Origin of the sequence: Synechococcus sp. CBW1006, from assembly GCF_015840525.1 — a bacterium.
Classification (GTDB): Bacteria; Cyanobacteriota; Cyanobacteriia; order PCC-6307; family Cyanobiaceae; genus CBW1002.
In genome coordinates this window covers 3342830-3363922 of record NZ_CP060396.1, presented here as the reverse complement: position 1 = coordinate 3363922, position 21093 = coordinate 3342830, and the positions used below count along the sequence as shown (strand labels likewise).

The window sequence follows — 21093 nt, the reverse complement described above, 5'->3', positions numbered from 1 at the left end:
TGGCCTTTGCAATGGAAACCAGCACCATCGCTTTCGCGTTGGGGCTTGAGGGCCATGGTTGCCCTCCTTACACTTCCCTCAAAGATGGAGGCCCATGGCTGATTCCCCCGCATCCCGACCCCGCGGCTGGAGCCTGGTGGATGCGGGAGCAGCTGTTGCCGTGCTGCTGGCCGCCGCTGGCGTGATCTGGAGCCCGAAACTGAGCAGTGCCGTGGCGAAGGCCACCGGTGATCTGCGGCCGGTCAAAGTCATGGTGGATGTGAGGGGTGTCCCTGTGGCTGACCCTGGCGCCCTGATCTCCGCCATCGAGACGGAGCGCAAGGTAGCGATCGTGATCCGTAACCAGCCTCACGGCACCGTGGCGATCCAGAAGCTGATCCCACTTCAGAGCCGCCTCGTGGCATTGCAGCCGAATGGCTCGGTGGTCACGGCGATTGATCCCAACCAGGCCGTCTTCGGCCGTTTTGATGCCCGGTTTGTGCTGGAGGGCCAGGGCCGCAGGAGCGAGGGTGGGGTGGTCTTCGGTAACCAGAGCCTCAAGATCGGTGCTCCGGTCGAGCTGGAGGGCAAGCAATACCGCGTGCAGGGTGTCGTGACCGACCTCCAGGTCGGGGAGGGTTGAAATGGGTTCCGATTCCTTGCTCAAGGCGAACCCCTCGACCCCGCTCAACCCGTCGCCATGGCTGAGCTTGTCCCAGCAGTCATCGCAGCCCATGAGTCTTCCCTGCAGGTCTGCCCTGGCCCTCACGGCTTTCAGCCTGCTGGCCGCGCCGCTCAGCGCCTTTGCCCAGCAGCGGCCGGCGGTTCTGGCCGCGCCGCCTCCGGTGGCTCTGCAGCCGGTCCAGGCCCTGAGCCTGCCGGCCACGCCCCAACCGGTCGGCCTGCCGCGCCTTCAGACCCAGGTGAGCTGTCCCGCCCTGCAACAACGGCTCTTGGCCGCCCTGGGTGGCGAACGGTCGGTCTGGAGCGTCTCGGTGGCGGATTCCAGCGGCCGTCTGCTGGCGGACGTGAACGGCACCCAGCCCCGCATTCCGGCCTCGAACCAGAAGCTGATCAGCACCGCTTTCGCCCTCGATCGGCTCGGTCCGGACTATCACCTCAGCACCCGCCTGTGGCGTTTGCCCGATGGCACCCTGCGCCTCACCGGCGAGGGCGATCCCGATCTGGCGGTGCCACAGCTTCAACGCTTCGCCAAGCTCGCCCTCGGCTCCGGTGGTGGCCCCGGTGACACCCCCGGTCTGGTGACCCTGCAACTGGCCGAGGAGCCGGCCCAGGCCTGGTGGCCCAAGGGTTGGCACCCGGCCGATCGGGCCTATGCCTACGGCGCTCCGATTACGCGCCTGGCCGTCACCAGCAACGCCATTCACGATGCCGTGGCCAACCCGCCCGCTCGTCTTCAGGCGCTGTTGCAGAAGCTGATGGTCCAGCAGGGCGGCAAGGCTCGTCTGGCCCTGGTTTCAGCCGCCACACCCCTGCCTGCCGATGCGGTGTTGCTGCATGAAGAGGCCTCGTTGCAGATGTACGGGCTGCTCAGCCTGGCCAACACCGAAAGCCACAACTTCACGGCCGAGGTGCTGCTGCGCCAGGCCAGCGGCACCTGGGATCTTGATCAGGCCCGGCAGGCGGCGACCCTTTGGCTCACGGAGCAGGGATTGCCGACCGAGGGCTTGCGGGTCGTGGATGGCAGTGGTCTGGACCGGGCCAACCGCCTCACCAGCCGGATGCTCGCGGCCCTGCTGCTGCGCATGGATCAGCACCCCTATGGCCGCCAGTACGTGGCCTCGATGGCGATCGCAGGTCAACGCGGCACTCTGCGCAACCTCTTTGTGGGAACACCGCTGCAGGGCCATTTCCACGGCAAGACCGGCACGATCAGCGGGGTGCGCTCGATCAGTGGAGTGCTCGATTCCCCGGACGGCACCCGTTACGTGAGTGCCATCTCCAACGGCGCCGCTGCTCCGAACACCACCATCGGTCGAGTGCTGCGCCAGGCCCAGACAGCCGGCCTCTGCCCAGCTGTCTAGTTGGTGCCCAGTGGGTCTGAGGTGTTCGTCAGCCTTTACCGCCGGCCACTTGCCGCAGCCGACTGGCGGCTCGGCGGGCCCGGCTGACCGATCCGCCGGAGCCCTCAGCGGCCTCTGCTGGAGATGATGCCGAGGTGGTTGGCCGGCTGGCGGTGACGGACTCCTCGGTCTGCATCCGCACCAGTTCCCTGCGGCCGGCCAGCACCACCTGGCTGAGGTCCTTGAGGCGGCCCTCCAGCTCCCCCAGCACCTGCTCTGCGTAGCGATTGGCCCCCTCCTGCACCGTGGCCGACTCCTGACGGCTGCGGGCGATCAGCTGTTCGCACTGCTGCTGGGTCTGTTGGCGGAACTGCAGCGCATCGTTCTGCAGCCGTTCGGCTTCCGCCTGGCTTTCGCGCTGGATCCGCAGACCTTCCTGGCGAATGCCCTCCAGCTCCTGCAGGCTCTGCTGGCGGGAGCGCTCGTGCTGTTCCAGCAGGAGGCGGTTGCGTTCGGTCGCCTCCTGCTCCATCTGCTGGCGCCGGCCCTGGGCTTCCTGTTCCAGGTGCTGGCGCCTGGCGGCGAATTGCTGCTCCATCTGGGCGAGCCTGGTTTGGTGCTCCTGTTCGGCCTGGGCAGCCTGCTGACGGGCCTGTAACAGCACCTGCTCGCACTGCTGGCGAGCCTGTTCGCGCATCTCGGAACTCTGCCGTTCCGCTTCCTGGCGCACCGAAGCGTTCTGAATCAGCTGCTCCCGCTCCCGCCGCGCCTGGGCGACGATCTCCTCAGCCTGCTGGCGGGCCTTCACGATGAAACTCTCCCGCTGACGGATCAGCTCGTCCGCCTGCTCGATCTGACCAGGCAGAGCCTCCCGCAGCGCATCCATCAGCTCGATGGCGTCCTGCTCGTTGACCAGCCGCCCACCGCTGAAGGGGATGCGGCTGCCATCGAGCACGAGCTCCTCAAGCTGCTCCAGCTGATCGAGCACGGTGATGCGCAACTCGGACATCTCAGGCCGTCGGGGATGTCCGATTAAAGAGCCTGGCCAGATCTTCCGCCACTCCCGCCGGCACCATGTGGCGCACATCGCCGCCGAAGCGGGCGACCTCCTTGACCACCGAACTGCTCAGGAAGCTGTGGTGCACCGCGGTGGCCAGGAACAGGGTTTCCACCGCGGGCGCCAGGCTCTTGTTGGTGTGGGCGATCTGCAGTTCGAACTCAAAGTCGCTCAGGGCCCGCAGGCCCCGCAGGATCACGGCGGTGCCGCACTGGCGGGCGAAGTCGACGGTGAGTCCGTCGAAACTGCCCACCTCCACACCGGCGAGGTGGGCGGTGGCGGCCTGGATCTGCTCCAGGCGTTGTTCCAGAGTGAAGGCGGGGCGCTTGCCCGGGTTCTGCAGCACCGCCACCATCACGCCGTCGAACAGGCCGGCGGATCGCTCGATCAGGTCGAGGTGGCCCAGGGTGAGGGGATCGAAGCTGCCGGGGTAGAGGGCGCGCATCGCTCGGTTCCTGCTGGCGGCCAGCCTATGGGCTGCTTCACCTGCGGATGGCTTTCTAGAGTCAGGACAGCCGCGGGCGTCCGCGCCCTCCCCTGCCATGTCCGACCAGCCCGGCCTGAACGCCGAAGCCAAGAAGGTGCTCCTGCGCAAGATCCCCCATGGGGTGTTCATCTGCGGCGTGACCGAAGGCGAAGAGGTGAATGGCTTCACCGCCAGCTGGGTCACCCAGGGATCGTTCGAGCCGCCGCTTGTGGTGATGGCCGTGCGGGCCGATTCCACCAGCAACGGCATCATCCAGCGCACCAGACGGTTTTCCTTGAACGTGCTGAGCTCCGATCAGAAGGATCTGGCGGCCGTGTTCTTCAAGCCCCAGAAAGCCATGGGTGGTCGCTTTGATGCCGCACCTTTCAGCTTCGGCCCCCTCGGCCTGCCGATTCTCAACGACGCCCTGGGCGGCGTTGAGTGTGAGCTGGTGGGGCAGGTGGCCCACGGTGATCACACCGTCTTCGTGGGTGAGGTGAAGAGCGCTGTGCTGCACCGCGATGCCAGTGCCCTGGAGCTGAGCAGCACCGGCTGGCAGTACGGCGGCTGATCCCACGCAGCACCCGGTGGTTTGCCCCGTGGCTGAGTCCCTCCCCGAGCCCGCCGGGGCCACCCAGCGCCCCCTGATCCAACAGCCTGAGCGTCTGCGGGCCCGCCTCAAGGCGGTCCCTGCGGAGCCGGGTTGCTATCTGATGCGCGACGCCGACGATCGCATCCTCTACATCGGCAAGGCGAAGCTGCTGCGCAACCGGGTACGCAGTTACTTTCAGGCCTCCCAGGGGCACAGCCCCCGCATCGGCCTGATGGTGCGGCAGGTGTGTGAGATCGAGTTCATCGTCACCGACAGCGAAGCGGAGGCGCTGGCGCTGGAGTCGAACCTGATCAAGCAGAACCAGCCGCACTTCAACGTGCTGCTCAAGGACGACAAGAAGTATCCCTATCTCTGCATCACCTGGAGTGAGGCCTATCCGCGGTTGTTCATCACCCGCCGCCGCCGCTTGCGCAGCCCGCTGGATCGTTTCTACGGGCCCTATGTGGATGTGGGACTGCTGCGCCGCACCCTGGGCCTCGTCAAGCGGGTGTTTCCACTGCGGCAACGGCCCCAGCCACTACATCGGGATCGCACCTGCCTGAACTTTGATATCGGCCGCTGCCCTGGTGTCTGCCAGGAGAAGATCAGCTCGGACGATTATCACCACATCCTCCGCAAGGTGGCGATGATTTTTCAGGGCCGCAATGATGAGCTCCTGGAGTTGCTGCAGGTCCAGATGGAGCGCTATGCCGAGCGGCTCGATTTCGAGGCGGCAGCTCGGGTTCGCGACCAGCTGCAGGGTCTGGCCAACCTCACCGCTGATCAGAAGATGAGCCTGGGGGACAGTTCCGTCTCCCGCGATGTGCTGGCCCTGGCGGCGAATGACCGGCTGGCGGCGGTCCAGCTGTTCCAGATGCGCGCCGGCAAGCTGGTGGGTCGACTCGGTTTCACCGCCGATGCGGTGGCCCTTCCCGCTGCGGAGGAAGGAGCTGGCGGGGAGTTGCCAGCCGCGCCGGAGCGGCAACAGGCCCTGGGCCGGATCCTGCAGCGGGTGATCGAGGAGCACTACAGCCAGGTGGAACCGGTGGAGATTCCGCCGGAGCTGCTGCTGCAATACCCCCTGCCCCAGCAGAGCCTGATTGAGGACTGGCTGGCGGAGCGGCGCGGTCGCCGGGTGAAGCTGGTGGTGCCGCAGCGGCAGCAGAAGGCCGAGCTGATCGAGCTGGTGGTTCGCAATGCCGGCTATGAGCTGGAGCGGGCCCAGCGCAGCAGTGAACAGAACACGCTGGCGACGGAAGATCTGGCCCAGCTGCTCGATCTGACCCATCCACCCCGCCGCATCGAGGGCTATGACATCAGCCACATCCAGGGCAGCGATGCGGTGGCGTCGCAGGTGGTGTTTCTCGATGGCCTGCCAGCCAAGCAGCACTACCGCAAGTACAAGATCCAGAGCAGTTCGATCCGATCCGGCCACTCCGACGACTTCATGGCCATGGCCGAGATCATGCGTCGCCGCTTCCGCCGCTGGGCCCAGGCCAAGGCCGAGGGGGCGGATCTGCGTGAGCTGCGGCGGGCGGCCGATTCGGCGCTGCACACCGGCGGGCTCAATGACTGGCCGGATGTGGTGATGATCGACGGCGGCAAGGGGCAGCTCTCGGCGGTGATGGAGGCCCTGCGGGAGTTGAATCTCGATGAGGACCTGGTGGTCTGCTCCCTGGCCAAGCAGCGGGAGGAGGTCTTTCTGCCCGGTGCCCGGGAGCCGCTCGAAAGCGAGCCCGAGCAGCTGGGTGTCCAGCTGCTGCGTCGCCTGCGCGATGAAGCCCACCGTTTCGCTGTGACCTTCCACCGGCAGCAGAGGGGGGAGCGAATGAAACGCTCCCGCCTCTCCGATATTCCGGGTCTGGGGCCCAAGCGCGTCAAGGAGCTGCTGGCTCACTTCCGTTCGATCGATGCCATTCAGCTGGCCAGTGCCGAGCGGATTGCCGAGGCTCCGGGGGTGGGGCCGGCCCTGGCGCAGCAGATCTGGGCCTATTTCCACCCGGATGCGGATGCTGACACCCCCGACATCAACACCGACACCGACACGGCACCAGCAGCGGATCCGGATCCACGCCTCACCGATTCCACTCCTGACTGCGGCAGCCAGGAGAATGGAACCCCTCTGGAGCTCGCCGGTTGAGGCACATCCCTGGCCTGCTGCTGAATGGTCTGCTGCTGAGCCTTCTGGCGGTGGCGCTTCCCCTGCTGCCCGTGCCCGTGCCACTGGACTTTGCACCGCAGGCTCTGATACCGCAGTCCTGGATCCCGCAGGCCCTGGCGGAGCCGGGCCTGTGCATCGGACCGGTCTGCGCAGATCAGATCACCCGCAGTGCCAAGCACCATTTCCAGTTGCGCCTGCGGGTGAGCGATCAGCAGGGGCACCACGAGCGGTTGGTGGTGGATTGCCGTGATGGGCGCCTCAGCCCGGCGACGGGACCGGTGGAGCGGGGCTATGTGGCGGCGGTGACCCGGCGCGCCTGCCGTCTCAGCGGTGAGCCGATTGGCTGACCTCGCGCCCAGGCTGGGGGTTTGGGTGCTGATCGATCAGCTCAGCGCCGATCAGGCCGCCCTGGCCAGCACCGGGCCGGGGCAGGCGCGGGTGCTGTTGGTCGAGAGCGCCGCGGGACTCCGCCGCCGGGCGTCTCATTGCCAGAAGCTGGTGCTGCAGTGGAGCGCCCAGCGGCACTTCGCCATCGTGCTGCGGCAGGTGGGCTGGGAGGTGGATCACCGTGAGGCGGCCAGCTCCGGTGAGGCGGTGCGGGGCTGGATCGCCGAGCACCGGATCGAGGAGCTGCGTCTGATGGAGCCGGCGGATCGGGAGTTTCGCCAGGCCATCGATGCCCTGCGGCTCCCGGTGCGCCTGGTGTGGCTGCCCAGCAACGCCTTCCTCTGGAGCCGGGAGGCGTTCTCGGCGTGGGCCGGGCGCCAGAAGCAGTGGCGCCTGGAATTCTTCTACCGCGAGGGGCGCCGCCGTTTCGGCGTGCTGCTGGAGGGGGAGGGCAAGATGGCCCGTCCCCTGGGTGGCCAGTGGAACTTCGATGCCGACAACCGCAAGGCACCGCCGCGGGGGCTGGAGGGTCCGGCACCGTTGGTCTTTGCCCCGGATGCGATCACCGAGGCGGTGATCGAGCGGGTGGAGCGGCTGCAGGAGCAGCGGCGCGCGGAAGGGCTGCCGCCACTGCCGGGCAGTCCCCGTCCCTTCGGCTGGGCGGTGAGCCGGCAGCAGGCCCTGGCAGTGCTGGAACACTTCATTGCCACCCGCCTCGATGGCTTCGGGCCGTATCAGGACGCCATGGTGCAGGGGCAGCCCACCCTCTGGCATGCGCTGATCTCGCCCTATCTGAACCTGGGGCTGCTCCATCCGCTGGAGGTGATCCGCCGGCTGGAGACGGCGGGCCTGGAGCGGGGGACGCCCCTGGCGGGGCTGGAGGGGGTGATCCGCCAGATCCTCGGCTGGCGCGAGTACACCCATGGCCTCTACCACTGGTTCGGTGAGGCCTATGCCACCAGCAATCACTTCGGCCACCAGCGACCATTGCCGGCGTTCTTCGAGGAGCTGGGCGGCAGCGGCATGGCCTGCCTCGACACGGTGCTGGCGGAGCTGAAGGCCACCGGTTACGCGCACCACATCCAGCGGCTGATGGTGCTGGCCAACTATGGCCTGATCGCCGGCCTCGATCCCCAGGCCCTCACCGCCTGGTTCCATCGCATGTTCATCGACGGCCACGACTGGGTGATGCAGACCAATGTGCTGGGGATGGCCCTGTTCGCCGATGGCGGGCGCCTGGCCAGCAAGCCCTATGCCGCCAGCGGCAACTACATCCGCCGCATGAGCAACTACTGCCAGGGCTGCCGCTACGACCCCCGCCAGCGCAGTGGCCCGCAGGCCTGCCCGCTCAATGCCCACTACTGGGATTTCCTCGCCCGCCACCAGTACGAACTGAGCCGCAACGGCCGCATGACGCTCGTGCTGCGCCAACTGGAGAAGATCCCTGAGGAGGAACTGACGGAGATCCAGGCGACGGCGGAGCTGCACAGTGACGGCTGGCCTCTCGGCGATCAGAGTCGCGGTCGGGGCTGAAAGCCACCCCTCCCGAGACCGCGAGATGCCACATCTGCCGGGATCCAGAACGGTGGAGCGGCGGGTGAGCTGGATTGCGCCGCTCGGCCTCAACCTGGAGTTGGAATGGCCGAAGGGCCTGCGGCAGCCGATCGTGTTCCACGCCGTGCCCACCAATCCCCAGGACACGCGAGTCAGCCGCTTCTACGTCCGCAACGACACCGAAGAGCAGGTGCCGGCTGCTGCCATGGTGCGGTTCGAGCGGGGCCTGATCGATCAGGACCGGGCGATTCTCACCGCCGTGGCCGCCGTGCTCGAGCCCTGGCCGACAGGAGAGCATCTGATCGAAGCCGACCAGCCGATCGCCCTGATGCGCCAGCGACTGATGGATCTGCTTCAGTTGCGCTGAACCAGCAGATCGCAGGGGTGTGGTTTGTGGCCGAAGGCGATCGGGCTGCCGGTGATCGCCTCCAGGTAGCGGAAGAAGCGATACACCGGCGGGTCATTGACGTTGGCATGACCAACCGGAATGCGGCCGCCACCCAGCAGCTCTGCCTGGCCTTCGATGAAGGGGCGGCCCTCGTCGTTGTTGTGATTGGAGAGATCCCGCAGTGCCCTGAGCGCAGCGTGGTGGTGTGCCGCGATCGTCGGGCACGAACAGCACCGCCAGATGCAACCCATCATCCAGTTTATTGAGCCACAGATTGGGGGCGCCTCCCACCTGACAACGACAACGTCATCCTATGGAGGAAGGCGTTACCTATCCAACGAACGCTTCAATGGGTGAGCCATGGTTCAACCCCTGCTGAAAGGGAGGATTGGATCGGCTGAAACTAGCGGATTCAAGAGCTTGGATCTCTCAAATGAGAAACAGCACTAAATGGGAGGGATTTCGGAAATATGGATCTTAAGGAGAATGGATCTGAAAAGAGGAGTGAGTTATAAGGATACCTTTTCTTGGGCGATCAGCTGTCAAGAGCGTCTAACCTTCATTGTATGGCTGCTGTCGACAAGGATGACCATTGCTGATAACTGCTGTTGAACTTCCTTGCCCGTTAACCAGGCATGCAATGGCGAAGAATGCGGCCATTGAGGATGTTTTGGATCAATCCCTGGCGAGGTTTTTTGCTGTGATCAGCAAGCGATGTCTGAATCGAATGATCGGGGAACAAACAGTGCACCCCTCCAATCCGTTCAGCGTTCAGGCCCATCCAGTCCAAGCTTGTCATCCACTGATGGGGGGGCAATGCTTGCGGTGTGGGCATCGGATGGATCGGACAGGCCCACGCCATCGAAGAGGTGGCGGCCGGGCGCCTCAGGGGAGGGATCGAACCAATACTGTTCCACCAGCGTCAGGAAAGCCTCGCGTGGCAGCAGGCCTGCCGGCAAACCCAGGCCGGCGAGCATCGCATCGAGGTTGGCGGCGATGCTGCCGGTGGGATGGCCGTAGGCGGAGGCGAAGGACGCCAGGTCGTCGAGGCAGAGCATGCCATCGCCATCGAGGTCGAGCACGTCGAAAAAACCCCCGGCGGACCGGGCGATGAACCGCCGTGCACCATCCGGATCGGCCTGGAAGGCAGCGAACACCCGCGCGTGGGAGGCCACGAACTCCACCTGAGTCACCTGTCCGTTGTGATCGCTGTCTCGACGCGCGTTTTCGTGCCTGTAGGTGTCGAGAAGAAGCTGCAGCAGATTCGGGAAGGGAGTCCTCCGACCCTGCCAGCGCTGAGCGAGCTGAGCAGCCACCGGCTCGAAATCGCCGCGCAGGGTGTGGCGTCCGTCGCCATCGCGGTCGTAGAAGGCAAACAGGCGGAGATAGCGGTGGATCAGCTGGACCGGCAGATGCCCTGCCGGAGCCTGGGGCGCCGGGCGCTCAGGTCGTTCAGAGCCGTTCACCATCCATGGGACCGGGGAATCAGCTGACGCTACCGGCACTGACGGCACCCATGGGGCCTGGCACGCCCCTGAGATTGCATCGGGAACCAGGGCAACGTTCCCCTGGCGGTGGCCAGTGCGATCAACACCGCAGGATGCCCGCCCTGGCCAGGACCGATGGTGCCTGACTCAGCCAGCCTTCCTTTCAATATGTATGTCCTGCCGACTGGCCCCAGCGGTACCGGATATCCATGGATGGTCGTTCAGCGGATTCCGATGCGTTCCCGGCTCGTCCCCGTCCTGGGTGCCCTCGTGCTGCTGGCCGGTCTGATGCCGCCTCCCGCCCAGTCCCGCCCCGCGACGGGCGAACTGAGGGCCGTGGTCTTCGATGCCGTTCTGCCGTTCATCGAGAAGCGGGGCGACAGCTATGAGGGTCTCGCCGTTGATGTGCTCAACGCCGTGAAAGACGAGGCGGGGGCCACAAGCCTTCGCTTCATGCCGGTGGCCAGCATCGATCAGGGGTTCGACGCCATCACCACCGGCAAGGCCGACATTGCCTGCGGCGTGGCCTTCACCTGGCCCCGAACCCGGCAGGCGCTCTTCACCCTTCCCTTCGCCATTGGTGGCACCCGCCTGCTGGCACCCGCCGGTGTCGATGGCACACCTGACTCCCTGAGCGGCAGAACCGTGGGGGTGGTGGACAACTCCGCCGCCGCCCAGGTCATCGCCAGTGTGGTGCCTGCGGCCAAGCTCAGGGGATTCAAGACTCCGGCAGAGGCCCTGGCCGCTTTGAATGACAACACGGTGGACATCCTGGCAGGCTCAAGCCTCTGGCTGGCCGCCAACAGGGGGTCTGGCAACAAGAAGCTAGTGCCCGACTACCCCTATGCCCGAACCGGCATCGGTTGCATCGTGGCGCAGAGCAATCCTGGCTTGCTGACCGCCGGCAACCTGGCCATCGCCCAGATGATGCAGGCCTATGTGGACGGCGACAGCGGTTCCCGTGAGATGGTGAATCGCTGGGTGGGACCTGGCAGCGCCATCAAACTCTCCGAAGAGCAGATCAGCGACTTTTACGCGTTGATCCTGACTTCCACGGCGGAGATCTCCACCACCGTGAAGCCGCCGGACCAACAGGGTGCCGAGTGATGCTCCCGTTCTGATTCCTCCCCTCTGAGTGCCATCACCGTCCGCACCCTTCTGTCCTGATGAAACGCTCCCTGATTGCCTTCCAGGTTCTGCTGGCCTGCAGTGCCGCTCTCTGCCAGAGCGCCGAAGCTTCGCTTGTCTACGGCCAGCCGGATCCTGCCAACAGTCTCGACAGCCGCATTGAGACCGTCAGAAATGGCGACTGGAGCAATCTGCTGCGACCCACTGCCGTCGAGGGCGAGCAGATTGCCAAGAGCAAGTGGGGTAACGGCGGTGGTCACGCCTTCAAGAACACCCGTGGCAGCGGCAAGTGGAGCAATGGCAAAGGCGGCGCCAAGTGGAGCAACAGCCGCCCCACCTGGAGCAATGGGTCCTACCGCGGCGGCTGGGGGAATGGGGGCAGCTCCGCCTGGCGCAACGGTGGCGGTGATGCCTGGCGCAATGGGTCTGGTCGTACGTTCATCAACTGGTGATCCGAGCCTCTTCTGCCGGGCCTGATCTCAGCCGCTTCGGCCCCATCGGCCTGGTGGTGGTGCAGTCGACCTCGTTGTGCAACCTCGACTGCTCCTACTGCTATCTGCCGGATCGCCAGAAGAAACGAGACTTCGACCTCAGCCTGCTGCCGCTGCTGATGCAGCGCATACTGGAGAGTCCCTATTGCGGACCGGAGCTTGCCCTGGTGTGGCATGCCGGCGAGCCGCTCACTCTGCCCTGTAGCTGGTACGACGAAGCGACCGCGATCATCCGCCGGTCGTTGCTGGAGTGGCAGGCGGAGGAGATCGAGTTCACGCAGCATGTGCAGACCAACGCCACCCTGATCAACGACGCCTGGTGTGAGTGCTTCCGTCGCAACAGAATCGTGGTGGGCATCAGCGTGGATGGCCCCGAAGATATTCACGACGCCAACCGTCGATTCCGCAACGGCCTGGGGTCCCATGGCCTGGCGATGAAGGGGATCGAGGCCCTGCATCGCCATGACCTGCCCTTCCACTGCATCTCCGTGATCACGGCGGCAGCGATGGAGCAACCGGAGCGGATCTACCGCTTCTTCCGCGACAACGGCATCAGCGCCGTGGGGTTCAACGTGGAGGAACAGGAGGGGATTCACACCAGCTCCTCGATGCAGGGGCAGGACCGGGAGGAGCAATATCGGCACTTTCTGCGAACGTTCTGGGATCTGAGTGAGCAGGACGGCTTTCCCGTCATCCTGCGGGAGTTTGATCAGGTGATCGGGCTGATCCAGGATCAACGCCGCATGCAGCAGAACGAACTCAACCGGCCCTTCTCGATCCTGAGTGTCGATGCCCTTGGGAATTTCTCCACCTTCGATCCCGAGCTGCTCTCGGTGGCCAGCGACACCTACGGCAGCTTCAATCTCGGCAATCTGCGTGAGATGTCCCTGGTGGAATCCACCACAACTGAACGCTTCCATCGCCTCTGGGGCGACATGGCGGAAGGCGTGGCGAACTGCCACCAGAGCTGTGAGGCCTTCGGCTTCTGCGGAGGCGGGAACGGCAGCAACAAGTTCTGGGAGCACGGCAGCCTGCGGGCCAGTGAGACCCACGCCTGCCGCTTCGGCACCAAGATTCCCGTGCAGGTTCTGCTGGAGCGCTTCGAGCAAGGGCCGCCTCTGCAGCCATCGCCTCCCGTTCCGGTACCGGGCGAGACCTGAAGGCCACCTTGCCCCTGCCCTGGATGTTGGCAGTCACGCGCCCCAAAAAGTCATTACGACTCTAACGGAAGTGTTTGCAACGGCGTCTTGAGAGTTGGCTTCTTACCTTCCTATTGGCCTGAATAACCGTAATGATGAGTTGCTTGCAAACCGAATCAGGAGAAAGGCTAAGTTTGGTCTGTTGTCGATCCGACAATGTCTCAGCTCACCGTTGCTCAGTATGTACTGACTCGTCTGGCGCAGCTGGGCCTTGATCGCATTTTCGGCGTACTGAGGTGGTCTGGTTTTTCTGGACAGGGCCCATCGTTAACCTCTGAGGCGGGGCACCTCCCCTGAAAGGGGCTCCCACCGATGAGCAAACGCCGCACTCACAGCCCCGAGTTCAAGGCCAGGGTCGCCATGGAGGCGATCAGTGGCCGCAAGACGATCCAGGAGATCGCCGCTGATCACGCTATTCACCCAATCCAGGTGAGCCAGTGGAAGCGGCAGCTGCTGGACGGCGCCAGCGAGCTGTTCACCAGGGGCAAGAAGACCAAGGACAAGGACGAGGGGCAGGCCAAGGAAGCGGAGCTGTTCCAGCAGATCGGCCGGCTCCAGATGGAGCTGGAATGGCTCAAAAAAAAGTCTCAGCTGCTCTGATGCCCATGAACTGCGCAAGCTGGTCGATCACGACCACCCTGAGCTCAGTGTCAGCCGCCAATGTGCGCTGCTGGGGCTGCCTCGATCCACGCTGTACTACCAGCCCACACCGGCGCGGGAATCGACGCTGCGGATCATGGCCAGGATCGATACTCTCTACCTGGAGGATCCCTGCTGCGGCAGCCGCCGGATGGTGGGCTATCTGGCCAGAGATGGGATCCCGATCAGCCGTGACCGGGTGCGAAACCTCATGCGCCGCATGGGTTTACGGGCGATCTACCAGAAACCGCGCACGACGATTCCGGGTCATCCATCCGAGCGCTTCCCCTGCCTGGTGGATCTCAGCCTGGTCACGGCAGTGGATCAGGTCTGGGCCACTGATATCACCTACATCCCGCTTCAGAAAGGCTTTCTCTACCTGGTGGCGATCGTGGATCTCTTCTCCAGGAATGTTCTCAGCTGGAAACTCTCCAACAGCCTTGACACGGAATTCTGCCTGGAAGCCCTGGACGTGGCGCTGGGGGCTGGCCGCAAGCCACAGATCTTCCACTCCGACCAAGGATGCCAGTTCACCTCCACGGACTTCGTGGCAAGGCTGCAAGCCGAGAAAATCAGGATCAGCTGGTCCGGAAGGAAACGCTGCTATGACAACATCCTGGTGGAAAGGCTGTGGCGCACAGTCAAGTACGAGGAGGTGTACCTACGTGCCTACAGCGATGGCTGGGAGGCAGAAATCAGCCTGGCCCGCTTTCTGTGGAGGTACTGCCATGTAAGGCCCCACAGCTCTCTGGGAGGTCGAACTCCCCATGAGGTCTACACTGAGAACGAATCCTGTCCCTCCCGCCCAGGGTTAACGATGTCAGGGACCAAACCTGTCCAATAAATGGCACCCACCTCATACCGGGCGACTATGCCTTTTCAATCGATGATGCGACTGAAGCCGTGCCCGGCCTGAGCTGGGTGGCCTGTGCCAATGAGCTCAACGCCGCCGATGCCGCCGATGGTTACGCCCGCATCCGCGGGGCGGCCATGCTCTCAACCACCTATGGGGTGGGTGAACTGTCAGCCATCAATGGCGTCATGGGCAGCAAAGCCCATCGCCTACCGGTCTTTCACCTCGTGGGCATGCCCAGCGAACGTATCCAGAAGCTGGGTCTGATCACTCACCACAACCTGGGCGATAACGTCTACAACCGCTTTCAATCTCTCTCTGCCGCCGCCTGATGTGTGAGCGCCGTGCTCACCCCTGACAACTGCATCGATGAACTGGAACGGGTGATCCGAGCGGCTCTGCGCCAGTGCATGCCCACCTACATCGGGCCTCCTGAGAAAGGGCAAAGCGGCTGCGCCGCAGTGGATCCGAGCAGATTTCAACTGTAGAATGTGCTCAATTCGGCTCGATATCGCCGAAAAGCAGTCCAGAGTTTTCCACATGTATCGGCGCGAGCATCGTCATCAGCTCTCGTTTGAGGATTTCTTCTTGCCGTTTGGCGGCAAACTCTCTGGTGACAATCGCTGGATCAAGCTTGCTGAGCTCATTCCCTGGGATGAGCTGGAGGACGACTACGCGTCGCAGTTCTGCAAAGGCTTTGGGGCACCTGCCAAGCCATTTCGAATGGCATTGGGTGCCCTGATCATCAAAGCTCGCATGGCGATCACAGACGAGGAGCTGGTTGAGCAACTCAAGGAAAATCCGTACCTGCAATTCTTCATTGGATTAGAAGCGTTCCAGTTCTCAGCACCGTTCGATCCATCGATGATGGTCTATTTCCGGAAGCGCCTGCCGGAGTCAGTGATCAACGACTGCAACGAACGGATCGTGCGCCATGGGCTGAATGTGATCCAGGCCGCAGATGCCGACGATGATCAAGGTGCAGACAAAGGTGGCGGTTCTTCCACGGGGCATGGCAGCAATGATCACACGTCTATGCCATCGGCCAACCAAGGCACACTCTTGATTGACGCCACATGCGCACCGGTTGACATCCGCTATCCGACTGATTTATCTCTGCTCAATGAAGCCAGAGAAGTTACAGAAAAACTGATTGATGCGATGCATCCGCCGATCAGAGAGGCGTTTGGCCAGAAGCCACGTACGCATCGAAAGAAAGCCCGTCAGCAGTTTTTGGCAGTGGCAAAGAAGAAGCGCCCTCGCATCAGCAAGATTCGAAGAGCGATTAAGCAGCAGCTCGGCCATCTTCAACGGAATCTTGGCAGTATTGATGCCCTGATCGCTTGCGGTGCCTGCCTTTTGGCTGCAGGAAGACACTGGTATCACAAACTCTTGGTGGTCAGCGAGCTGGTTCGCCAGCAGAAGATTCTCTACCACTCAGACAGCAGAAGCATCCCCAATCGGATCGTGAGCCTCTTCCAAGCTCACATCAGGCCCATAGTTCGTGGCAAAGCCAGATGTAATGTCGAATTCGGAGCCAAGATCTCAATTTCAGTTACGGGTGATGGATTCACCTACCTAGACCGCCTGAGCTACGACCCCTACAACGAAGGAGAAGATCTAAAGGCTCAGGCAAGAGCCTATCGCCGTCGTCATGGTCATTATCCAGAAGTGATCTGTGCCGATCAGATCTATCGGACTCGAGCGAACCGCGCTTTCTGTCAGCGTCATGGGATTCGCCTGAGTGGACCTCGCCTTGGTCGGCCCAAGAGCGATCCTGAGCTTGTGGCAGAAGAGAAGAGACAGTTTCTTGATGATCAACGGCAACGTAACGCGGTAGAAGGCAAAATCGGACAGGGGAAGCGGCGATTTGGATTGGGTCTGATTCGTGAGAAGCTCGCTGCCACCCAAGGATCAGCCATTGCATTGGCTGTACTGGTGATGAACCTCGAGAAGCTGCTGGAGCTTCTTTTTGTCCTTTTTGCCTTCTTGTTTCAGCTCCTGATCGGCACTGAATCCATCCGAAGAGGCGAGGAGCGACTCCTGAGCAATCAACCGGCTGCAGCCTGAGCAACACTCAGAGGTCAGCCGGCCCTCCCCATATTGTTGCCCTGGGGGTGGTTCTTACCTTCTCAGGAGGCCCTACATCGTGATTTCAGAGGCGAATGGCAACATGCCGGTGCTGGGCAGCGCCATCTCCGGGGCAGCGATCACGGCGATCAAGCGTCAACGCAGCGTCCCTCAAGAGTTGGAGGCTGCCATGGCGGCGATCCTGTCCCGGTTGTCGGCCGCCCACAATCCCGTCGCGGTGGTGACGCATCTGGTCTCGCTGCTGGGCGTGCGTGATCTGGCCCTGGATGTCATCCGCCAAGCCAACCTGCCCACCGCCGGCACGCCGAACGAGAAGGGAACCATCGATGAATCGATGCCGCAATACATCGGCCTCTATGCCGGCGACTGGACGTCGTCTGACGAGGTGCGTGCCCTGGTGGGCCAGGCTGATCTGGTGCTTGATATCGGTGGCATCGTGACCACTGAACTGAACACGGGGTTGTGGACGGGCAACTACGACCCGGCCCGCATCGTTTCGATTCAGGACAACTGGGCGAGGAGCGGCGAGAAGGTGTTTCTCAATGTCGCCATTGATGATGTGCTCACGGCACTGAGTCAGAAGGTGAGCCCGCGGGCTGCCGGCCATGATCTGAAGCTGGAGCCGGCACCGCATGTAGGTGCCGCCGAGGATCCTCTCTCTTCGGCAGCGTTCTATCCACGGCTGCAGCGCTGCCTGAAACATGGCGACACCGTGGTGATCGAAACAGGCACCTGCATGACCCATCTCAACCGCATGCTGCTGCCGGCTGGAGTCACGGCGGAGGGACAGGGTCTGTGGGGATCGATCGGTTGGGCCACCCCAGCCTGCCTTGGGGTGGCCATGGCCAAGACAGACGGTCGCACCTGGATGGTGACGGGCGATGGATCCCACCAACTCACCCTCAACGAACTCGCCGTGATGGGGCGTTACGGCATCAAGCCGGTGATCTTTGTGCTCAACAACGGTCTTTTCGGCATTGAGGATGTGATCAGCGAGCGTGGCCATGCCTACGATGACCTCGCTCCGGTGCAGTACTACCGGCTGCCGCAGGCCTTCGGATGCAAGAACTGGCTCACAGCCAAAGTGAGCTGGGTCGCCGAGCTGGATCGCATTCTCGATCAGATTCCTGGACACGACGGCGCGCGGCCTACATCGAGGTGATGATTCCCGGGGAAGAGAGTCAACCGCTACCTGCCTCCACCATCGACAGTGGCTACAAGCTGACGACGCCTAATCCCGACTGACCAACGCATCGCCACACTGATGCGGCGGAGTTGCCAACGCTGGCACCTGGGGCCGCCAGCCACCTGGGGCCGGACTCGTTTCAGTCCTCTGCGTTTCCCCTCTGCGCCCGCAGGGCCGGCACGTAGGGAATCAGGCCAAGAGCGCAGGCCTCTATCTGAAACTCCAGCGGAAGCCTGCGGGCATCGAGCAGGAAGCCATCGACCTCCACCAACCAGGCGACGGGATTGCCGTCCATCCGGCTGGGCCTGGTCCACTGAGGATCGAGCTGGCCAATCTTCAGGAGGTCGCGCACCTTCTTGGAATAGCACTGGCCTGTCTGGTCCGAAACCCCGAAGTAGGCGTAGATCTCGGTTGCTTTGCAGTGCGGGGTCTGGCTGCGATCAAACAGAAAATTCACCATGCCCATCGCATGCACCACACCGGCACACCAGGAAGCCTCCCGGCCGCCCAGCAGGGGTGAGGGGCGCTTGCGGGCCATGGCCGCCACCGCCGCGTAGCAGAGCTGGCGATACTCCCCATCCAGTCGATCGCGGCAGAACGGATCGATCGCCTCCATCAGCGACGCCACCTTCTGGCGCAGCGCGTTGGGAATCCGCTCCTTGGCAGAGGAATCATCCTCTGCACCGGCTAGTTCCTCTTCCGGTTCCATCACCAGAGAGATCGTGATCGAGGCCTCCTGCCCCTGGGCGGACACCCGGAAGCGCTTGCGGAGGCCTTCAGCGCCATCCCAGTACTGCGGCAGGTCCGGCACGGCGTCGATCAGTTGCACGAGGGCTCGTGCCACAGCCTCGAGGCGGCGCAGGTCCGCCTCGGCGGGGGGCGCCAGGCTCATGTCCGGCTCAAACAACATCGGCGAGGGGTAAGCATCACCCCGCGCCACGCGCCACTGATGCTGCTCGATCTCTCGCCGAAGCGAAGGCGGCAGGGCCCGCTTCGGATCGAAGCTGATCGCCCGGTGGCGGGGTACCGCCAACGGAAACATCACGGCATTGCGTGAGGCCACCTCGCCAAGCTCCACGTAGCGATCAAAGGCTGCGGGCGAATCGAACAGCAGCACCCCATAACTCTCGCCCCCCTGGCCGAGCACCGCTCCTGTCCATTTCTTCACCCCCAGGGCGGAGCACGTCACCTGGAACAGGTGCCCATTGCTCGGGAACAGCCGCCAGGGAGACCGTTCATAGAGCTCCGCTGTAGCCTCAAAAAAGCTCCCCATCGCCTCGGGGGTCACATCCTGCGTGAGGTAGCTGTGCATCCGCAGCTGTTCGGGAGGCTCTCCCGATCTTTCGTAGGAGTTGTCCTGCCTTGGCGCTGCTTTCCTGCCTCGCCCAGAACCGGCGGAGGGGCGGTGTCGAGGAGGCGTCACGCAGCACTTGCGACCCCTCCCATCATCCCGGATGTCGGGTCCTAGCCTGCGGCCACGCGACCCAATGCTGCATGCCCCTGGCCTTCGCCTGGCCGCCCGAGGCCTATCTGTGGTTCAAGACCCTCCACATCGTGGGTGTGGTGGTCTGGTTCGCCGGGCTCTTCTACCTGGTGCGTCTGTTCATCTACCACCGCGAGGCTGAGGAGCTCGAACCCAGCCTGCGCACTGCCTTTCAGCAGCAATACGCCTTGATGGAGCGGCGTCTGGCCAACATCATCACCACCCCCGGCATGGTGGTGGCGGTGGTCTGTGCAGCTGGCCTGCTGAGTGTCAATCCTGCCTGGCTGCATCAGGGTTGGATGCACGCCAAGCTCGCCTTTGTGGCGGCGCTGCTCGCGTACCACGCCTTCTGTTATCGGCTGATGGGCCAGTTGCAGCAGGGCAACTGCGGCTGGAGCCCGAAGCAGCTGCGGGCCCTCAATGAGCTGCCCACCCTTCTGCTGGTTGTGGTGGTGATGCTGGTGGTGTTCAAGAACCAGTTCCCTACCGGCGCCGCCACCTGGTTCATCGTGGCCCTGGTGGTGTTCATGGCCGCCTCGATTCAGTTCTATGCCCGCTGGCGTCGTCTGCGGGCCGAAAGGCTGGCGGCGGCCGACTCGCTGGTGGGCTGACGGTATGCCCTGCCAGCTTGGCCTCGAACCCTTTGTTCTTCCTGCCCCGTCGAAACCAAGGCCTCGCTGCTGATGGAGATGTCTTTCCCCCAGCTGCGTGACGAGGCCGCCAACCACCCTCTGGCCAGGGTGCTCCGAACAGTCTCGGCAGACAGCTGTCCAGGTCGGCTCAACTTCCATTGCCACACCACCTGCAGCGACGGCAGCCTGCATCCCCGCGAGCTGGCCCGCCAGGCCGCTGCGATCGGTCTGGACCATTTCGCGGTGACGGATCACCACGCCATGGCGGCCTATCCGCAGGTGCAGGCGGCCCTGAATGAACTGGCGTCTGAAGGGTTGACCGTTCCCACCCTCTGGAGTGGCGTCGAGATCAGCTGCCTACTGGAGGGTTGTCTGGTGCATGTGCTGGCCCTGGGCTTCACCCCTGACCATCCCGCCCTGGCGATCTACCTGCGCGGCGAGGCGGTGGTGGGACCGGCGCTTCGCTCCGAGGCCGTGGTGGCGGCCATCCGCTCCGCTGGAGGCCTGGCCTTGCTGGCCCATCCGGCCCGCTACCGGCTGAGTCACCAGCGCCTGCTGACGGCCGCCGCCACCCAGGGATTTGACGGGGCCGAAGCCTGGTACGACTACGCCATGCAGGGTCGCTGGGCGCCGACACCGCTGGTGTGCGAAGCAATCGCCGGCGCTCTGGCTGAACGTGGCCTTTTGCAGAGTTGTGGTACCGATACCCATGGGTTGGAGCTGCGGGGCCGCTAGGCTCAGTTGACGCCTTTCTTCAACGCCGATGGGCCTCTTCGATCGTCTGCTCGGTTCCCGTAACGCTGCGGCGGCCTCGAAGCCGGCCTCCAAACCCAAGAAGGAAGCCGAAGCGTTCTTCCTGGAGCCAGACGCCTCCACCAGCATGGGGGATGTGAACTTCATGCGGCGCTCCAACACGATTCGCCATACCTTCCCGGGTACGGCTGATAACCCCGGCAACAAGGAGATGGTGCAGGAGGTGGCCTCGATGGAGGCGCGTCTGGAACGGGCCTCGGAAGGACTCCCCGGCATGGCTTCCGCCAGCGCTGAGATGAATCTCACCGGCGGTGTGCCCAAGCCGGTCAAGAAGACCTTTGCCAAGCAGATGTCCGCCGCTGAGCTGGAGCAGCGGCTCAAGAGCTCGGCCGTGACCGGCGTGAACGTCCCGGGTGGGGCCGCTGCCGCCAGGAAGCAGAACGACACCGACGCCAACGACCAACCGGCGATCACCCGTCAGCAGGGCAAGCCCGGATCGATCGATCCGTTCAAGTCCATGGTCAAGGATCTCAACGCCTGAGC

Annotated in this window: 23 protein-coding genes; 18 read left to right on the top strand and 5 right to left on the bottom strand. The window is 63.7% G+C overall.

Translation table 11 applies throughout. The annotated features are described in order from the left end of the window. Positions 1 to 94: 94 nt before the first annotated feature. Positions 95 to 622, top strand: a complete 528-nt coding sequence (locus H8F26_RS16605; RefSeq protein WP_197155844.1) for a DUF4330 domain-containing protein — start codon at positions 95 to 97, stop codon at positions 620 to 622. A 91-nt stretch (positions 623 to 713) separates the two neighbouring features. After that, the gene (locus tag H8F26_RS16600) at positions 714 to 2024 is read left to right on the top strand and encodes a D-alanyl-D-alanine carboxypeptidase/D-alanyl-D-alanine-endopeptidase (protein WP_197155842.1); all 1311 of its coding nucleotides are present in this window, start codon (positions 714 to 716) and stop codon (positions 2022 to 2024) included. Between the two features lie 28 nt (positions 2025 to 2052). On the opposite strand, the gene H8F26_RS16595 is transcribed toward H8F26_RS16600, so the two are convergent. Both H8F26_RS16595 and coaD read right to left on the bottom strand, forming a co-directional pair. Next, complete coding sequence (locus H8F26_RS16595; protein WP_197155840.1) at positions 2053 to 3012, bottom strand: hypothetical protein; 960 nt, start codon at positions 3010 to 3012, stop codon at positions 2053 to 2055. Between the two features lies 1 nt (position 3013). Then, positions 3014 to 3505 (bottom strand): pantetheine-phosphate adenylyltransferase, encoded by a 492-nt coding sequence (gene coaD / locus H8F26_RS16590; protein ID WP_197155838.1) that lies wholly within the window; start codon positions 3503 to 3505, stop codon positions 3014 to 3016. A gap of 97 nt (positions 3506 to 3602) precedes the next feature. Here coaD and H8F26_RS16585 point away from each other — a divergent pair, with 97 nt between their 5' ends. From H8F26_RS16585 to H8F26_RS16565, 5 genes are all read left to right on the top strand, one after another. After that, positions 3603 to 4097, top strand: a complete 495-nt coding sequence (locus H8F26_RS16585) for a flavin reductase family protein (protein ID WP_197155836.1) — start codon at positions 3603 to 3605, stop codon at positions 4095 to 4097. Positions 4098 to 4125: 28 nt separating this feature from the next. After that, complete coding sequence (gene uvrC / locus H8F26_RS16580; protein ID WP_197155834.1) at positions 4126 to 6258, top strand: excinuclease ABC subunit UvrC; 2133 nt, start codon at positions 4126 to 4128, stop codon at positions 6256 to 6258. A gap of 77 nt (positions 6259 to 6335) precedes the next feature. After that, positions 6336 to 6626, top strand: a complete 291-nt coding sequence (locus H8F26_RS16575; RefSeq protein WP_197159290.1) for a hypothetical protein — start codon at positions 6336 to 6338, stop codon at positions 6624 to 6626. Positions 6627 to 6651: 25 nt separating this feature from the next. Continuing rightward, complete coding sequence (locus H8F26_RS16570; protein WP_231605308.1) at positions 6652 to 8199, top strand: cryptochrome/photolyase family protein; 1548 nt, start codon at positions 6652 to 6654, stop codon at positions 8197 to 8199. 25 nt (positions 8200 to 8224) lie between these two features. Next, positions 8225 to 8587 carry a hypothetical protein gene (locus tag H8F26_RS16565; protein ID WP_197155833.1) on the top strand — a complete coding sequence of 121 codons (363 nt, stop codon included), beginning with the start codon at positions 8225 to 8227 and terminating at the stop codon, positions 8585 to 8587. Here H8F26_RS16565 and H8F26_RS16560 read toward each other — a convergent pair. Next, positions 8575 to 8862, bottom strand: coding sequence for a hypothetical protein (locus H8F26_RS16560; protein ID WP_197155831.1), 288 nt, complete (start codon positions 8860 to 8862; stop codon positions 8575 to 8577). The genes H8F26_RS16565 and H8F26_RS16560 overlap by 13 nt on opposite strands. Before the next feature lie 510 nt (positions 8863 to 9372). Then, positions 9373 to 10077: an EF-hand domain-containing protein gene (locus H8F26_RS16555; protein ID WP_197155829.1), complete on the bottom strand. Its 705-nt coding sequence runs from the start codon at positions 10075 to 10077 to the stop codon at positions 9373 to 9375. A 252-nt stretch (positions 10078 to 10329) separates the two neighbouring features. Between H8F26_RS16555 and grrP the strand changes: the two genes are divergently transcribed. The 8 genes from grrP to H8F26_RS16520 all read left to right on the top strand — a co-directional run bounded on the left by grrP (position 10330) and on the right by H8F26_RS16520 (position 17658). Next, positions 10330 to 11202 carry an extracellular substrate binding-like orphan protein GrrP gene (grrP, locus tag H8F26_RS16550; RefSeq protein WP_197155827.1) on the top strand — a complete coding sequence of 291 codons (873 nt, stop codon included), beginning with the start codon at positions 10330 to 10332 and terminating at the stop codon, positions 11200 to 11202. 59 nt (positions 11203 to 11261) lie between these two features. Continuing rightward, a complete protein-coding gene (grrA, locus tag H8F26_RS16545) occupies positions 11262 to 11675 on the top strand; it encodes a GrrA/OscA1 family cyclophane-containing rSAM-modified RiPP (RefSeq protein WP_197155825.1) in 414 nt (137 codons plus the stop codon). Continuing rightward, on the top strand, positions 11669 to 12874 hold the full coding sequence (gene grrM, locus H8F26_RS16540) for a cyclophane-forming radical SAM/SPASM peptide maturase GrrM/OscB (RefSeq protein WP_197159288.1): 1206 nt from the start codon (positions 11669 to 11671) through the stop codon (positions 12872 to 12874). Before grrA ends, grrM begins: the two co-directional genes overlap by 7 nt. A gap of 351 nt (positions 12875 to 13225) precedes the next feature. Beyond that, positions 13226 to 13513: a transposase gene (locus tag H8F26_RS19705; protein ID WP_231598098.1), complete on the top strand. Its 288-nt coding sequence runs from the start codon at positions 13226 to 13228 to the stop codon at positions 13511 to 13513. A 10-nt stretch (positions 13514 to 13523) separates the two neighbouring features. After that, a complete protein-coding gene (locus tag H8F26_RS16535; RefSeq protein ID WP_370594715.1) occupies positions 13524 to 14396 on the top strand; it encodes an IS3 family transposase in 873 nt (290 codons plus the stop codon). 59 nt (positions 14397 to 14455) lie between these two features. Then, the gene (locus H8F26_RS16530; protein ID WP_231605307.1) at positions 14456 to 14737 is read left to right on the top strand and encodes a thiamine pyrophosphate-binding protein; all 282 of its coding nucleotides are present in this window, start codon (positions 14456 to 14458) and stop codon (positions 14735 to 14737) included. A 208-nt stretch (positions 14738 to 14945) separates the two neighbouring features. Beyond that, on the top strand, positions 14946 to 16475 hold the full coding sequence (locus H8F26_RS16525) for an IS5 family transposase (protein WP_231605306.1): 1530 nt from the start codon (positions 14946 to 14948) through the stop codon (positions 16473 to 16475). Positions 16476 to 16554: 79 nt separating this feature from the next. Beyond that, on the top strand, positions 16555 to 17658 hold the full coding sequence (locus H8F26_RS16520; RefSeq protein ID WP_231605305.1) for a thiamine pyrophosphate-dependent enzyme: 1104 nt from the start codon (positions 16555 to 16557) through the stop codon (positions 17656 to 17658). A 163-nt stretch (positions 17659 to 17821) separates the two neighbouring features. On the opposite strand, the gene H8F26_RS16515 is transcribed toward H8F26_RS16520, so the two are convergent. Further along, the gene (locus tag H8F26_RS16515) at positions 17822 to 18994 is read right to left on the bottom strand and encodes a DUF6398 domain-containing protein (RefSeq protein ID WP_197155823.1); all 1173 of its coding nucleotides are present in this window, start codon (positions 18992 to 18994) and stop codon (positions 17822 to 17824) included. Positions 18995 to 19176: 182 nt separating this feature from the next. Here H8F26_RS16515 and hemJ point away from each other — a divergent pair, with 182 nt between their 5' ends. The 3 genes from hemJ (at position 19177) to H8F26_RS16500 (ending at position 21091) form a co-directional block, all read left to right on the top strand. Next, a complete protein-coding gene (gene hemJ / locus H8F26_RS16510) occupies positions 19177 to 19776 on the top strand; it encodes a protoporphyrinogen oxidase HemJ (protein ID WP_197155821.1) in 600 nt (199 codons plus the stop codon). Between the two features lie 78 nt (positions 19777 to 19854). Beyond that, the gene (locus H8F26_RS16505) at positions 19855 to 20532 is read left to right on the top strand and encodes a PHP domain-containing protein (protein ID WP_197155819.1); all 678 of its coding nucleotides are present in this window, start codon (positions 19855 to 19857) and stop codon (positions 20530 to 20532) included. 28 nt (positions 20533 to 20560) lie between these two features. Continuing rightward, entirely contained in the window at positions 20561 to 21091 is a 531-nt protein-coding gene (locus tag H8F26_RS16500) for a hypothetical protein (protein WP_197155817.1), read from the top strand. The last annotated feature ends 2 nt before the right edge of the window (positions 21092 to 21093 follow it).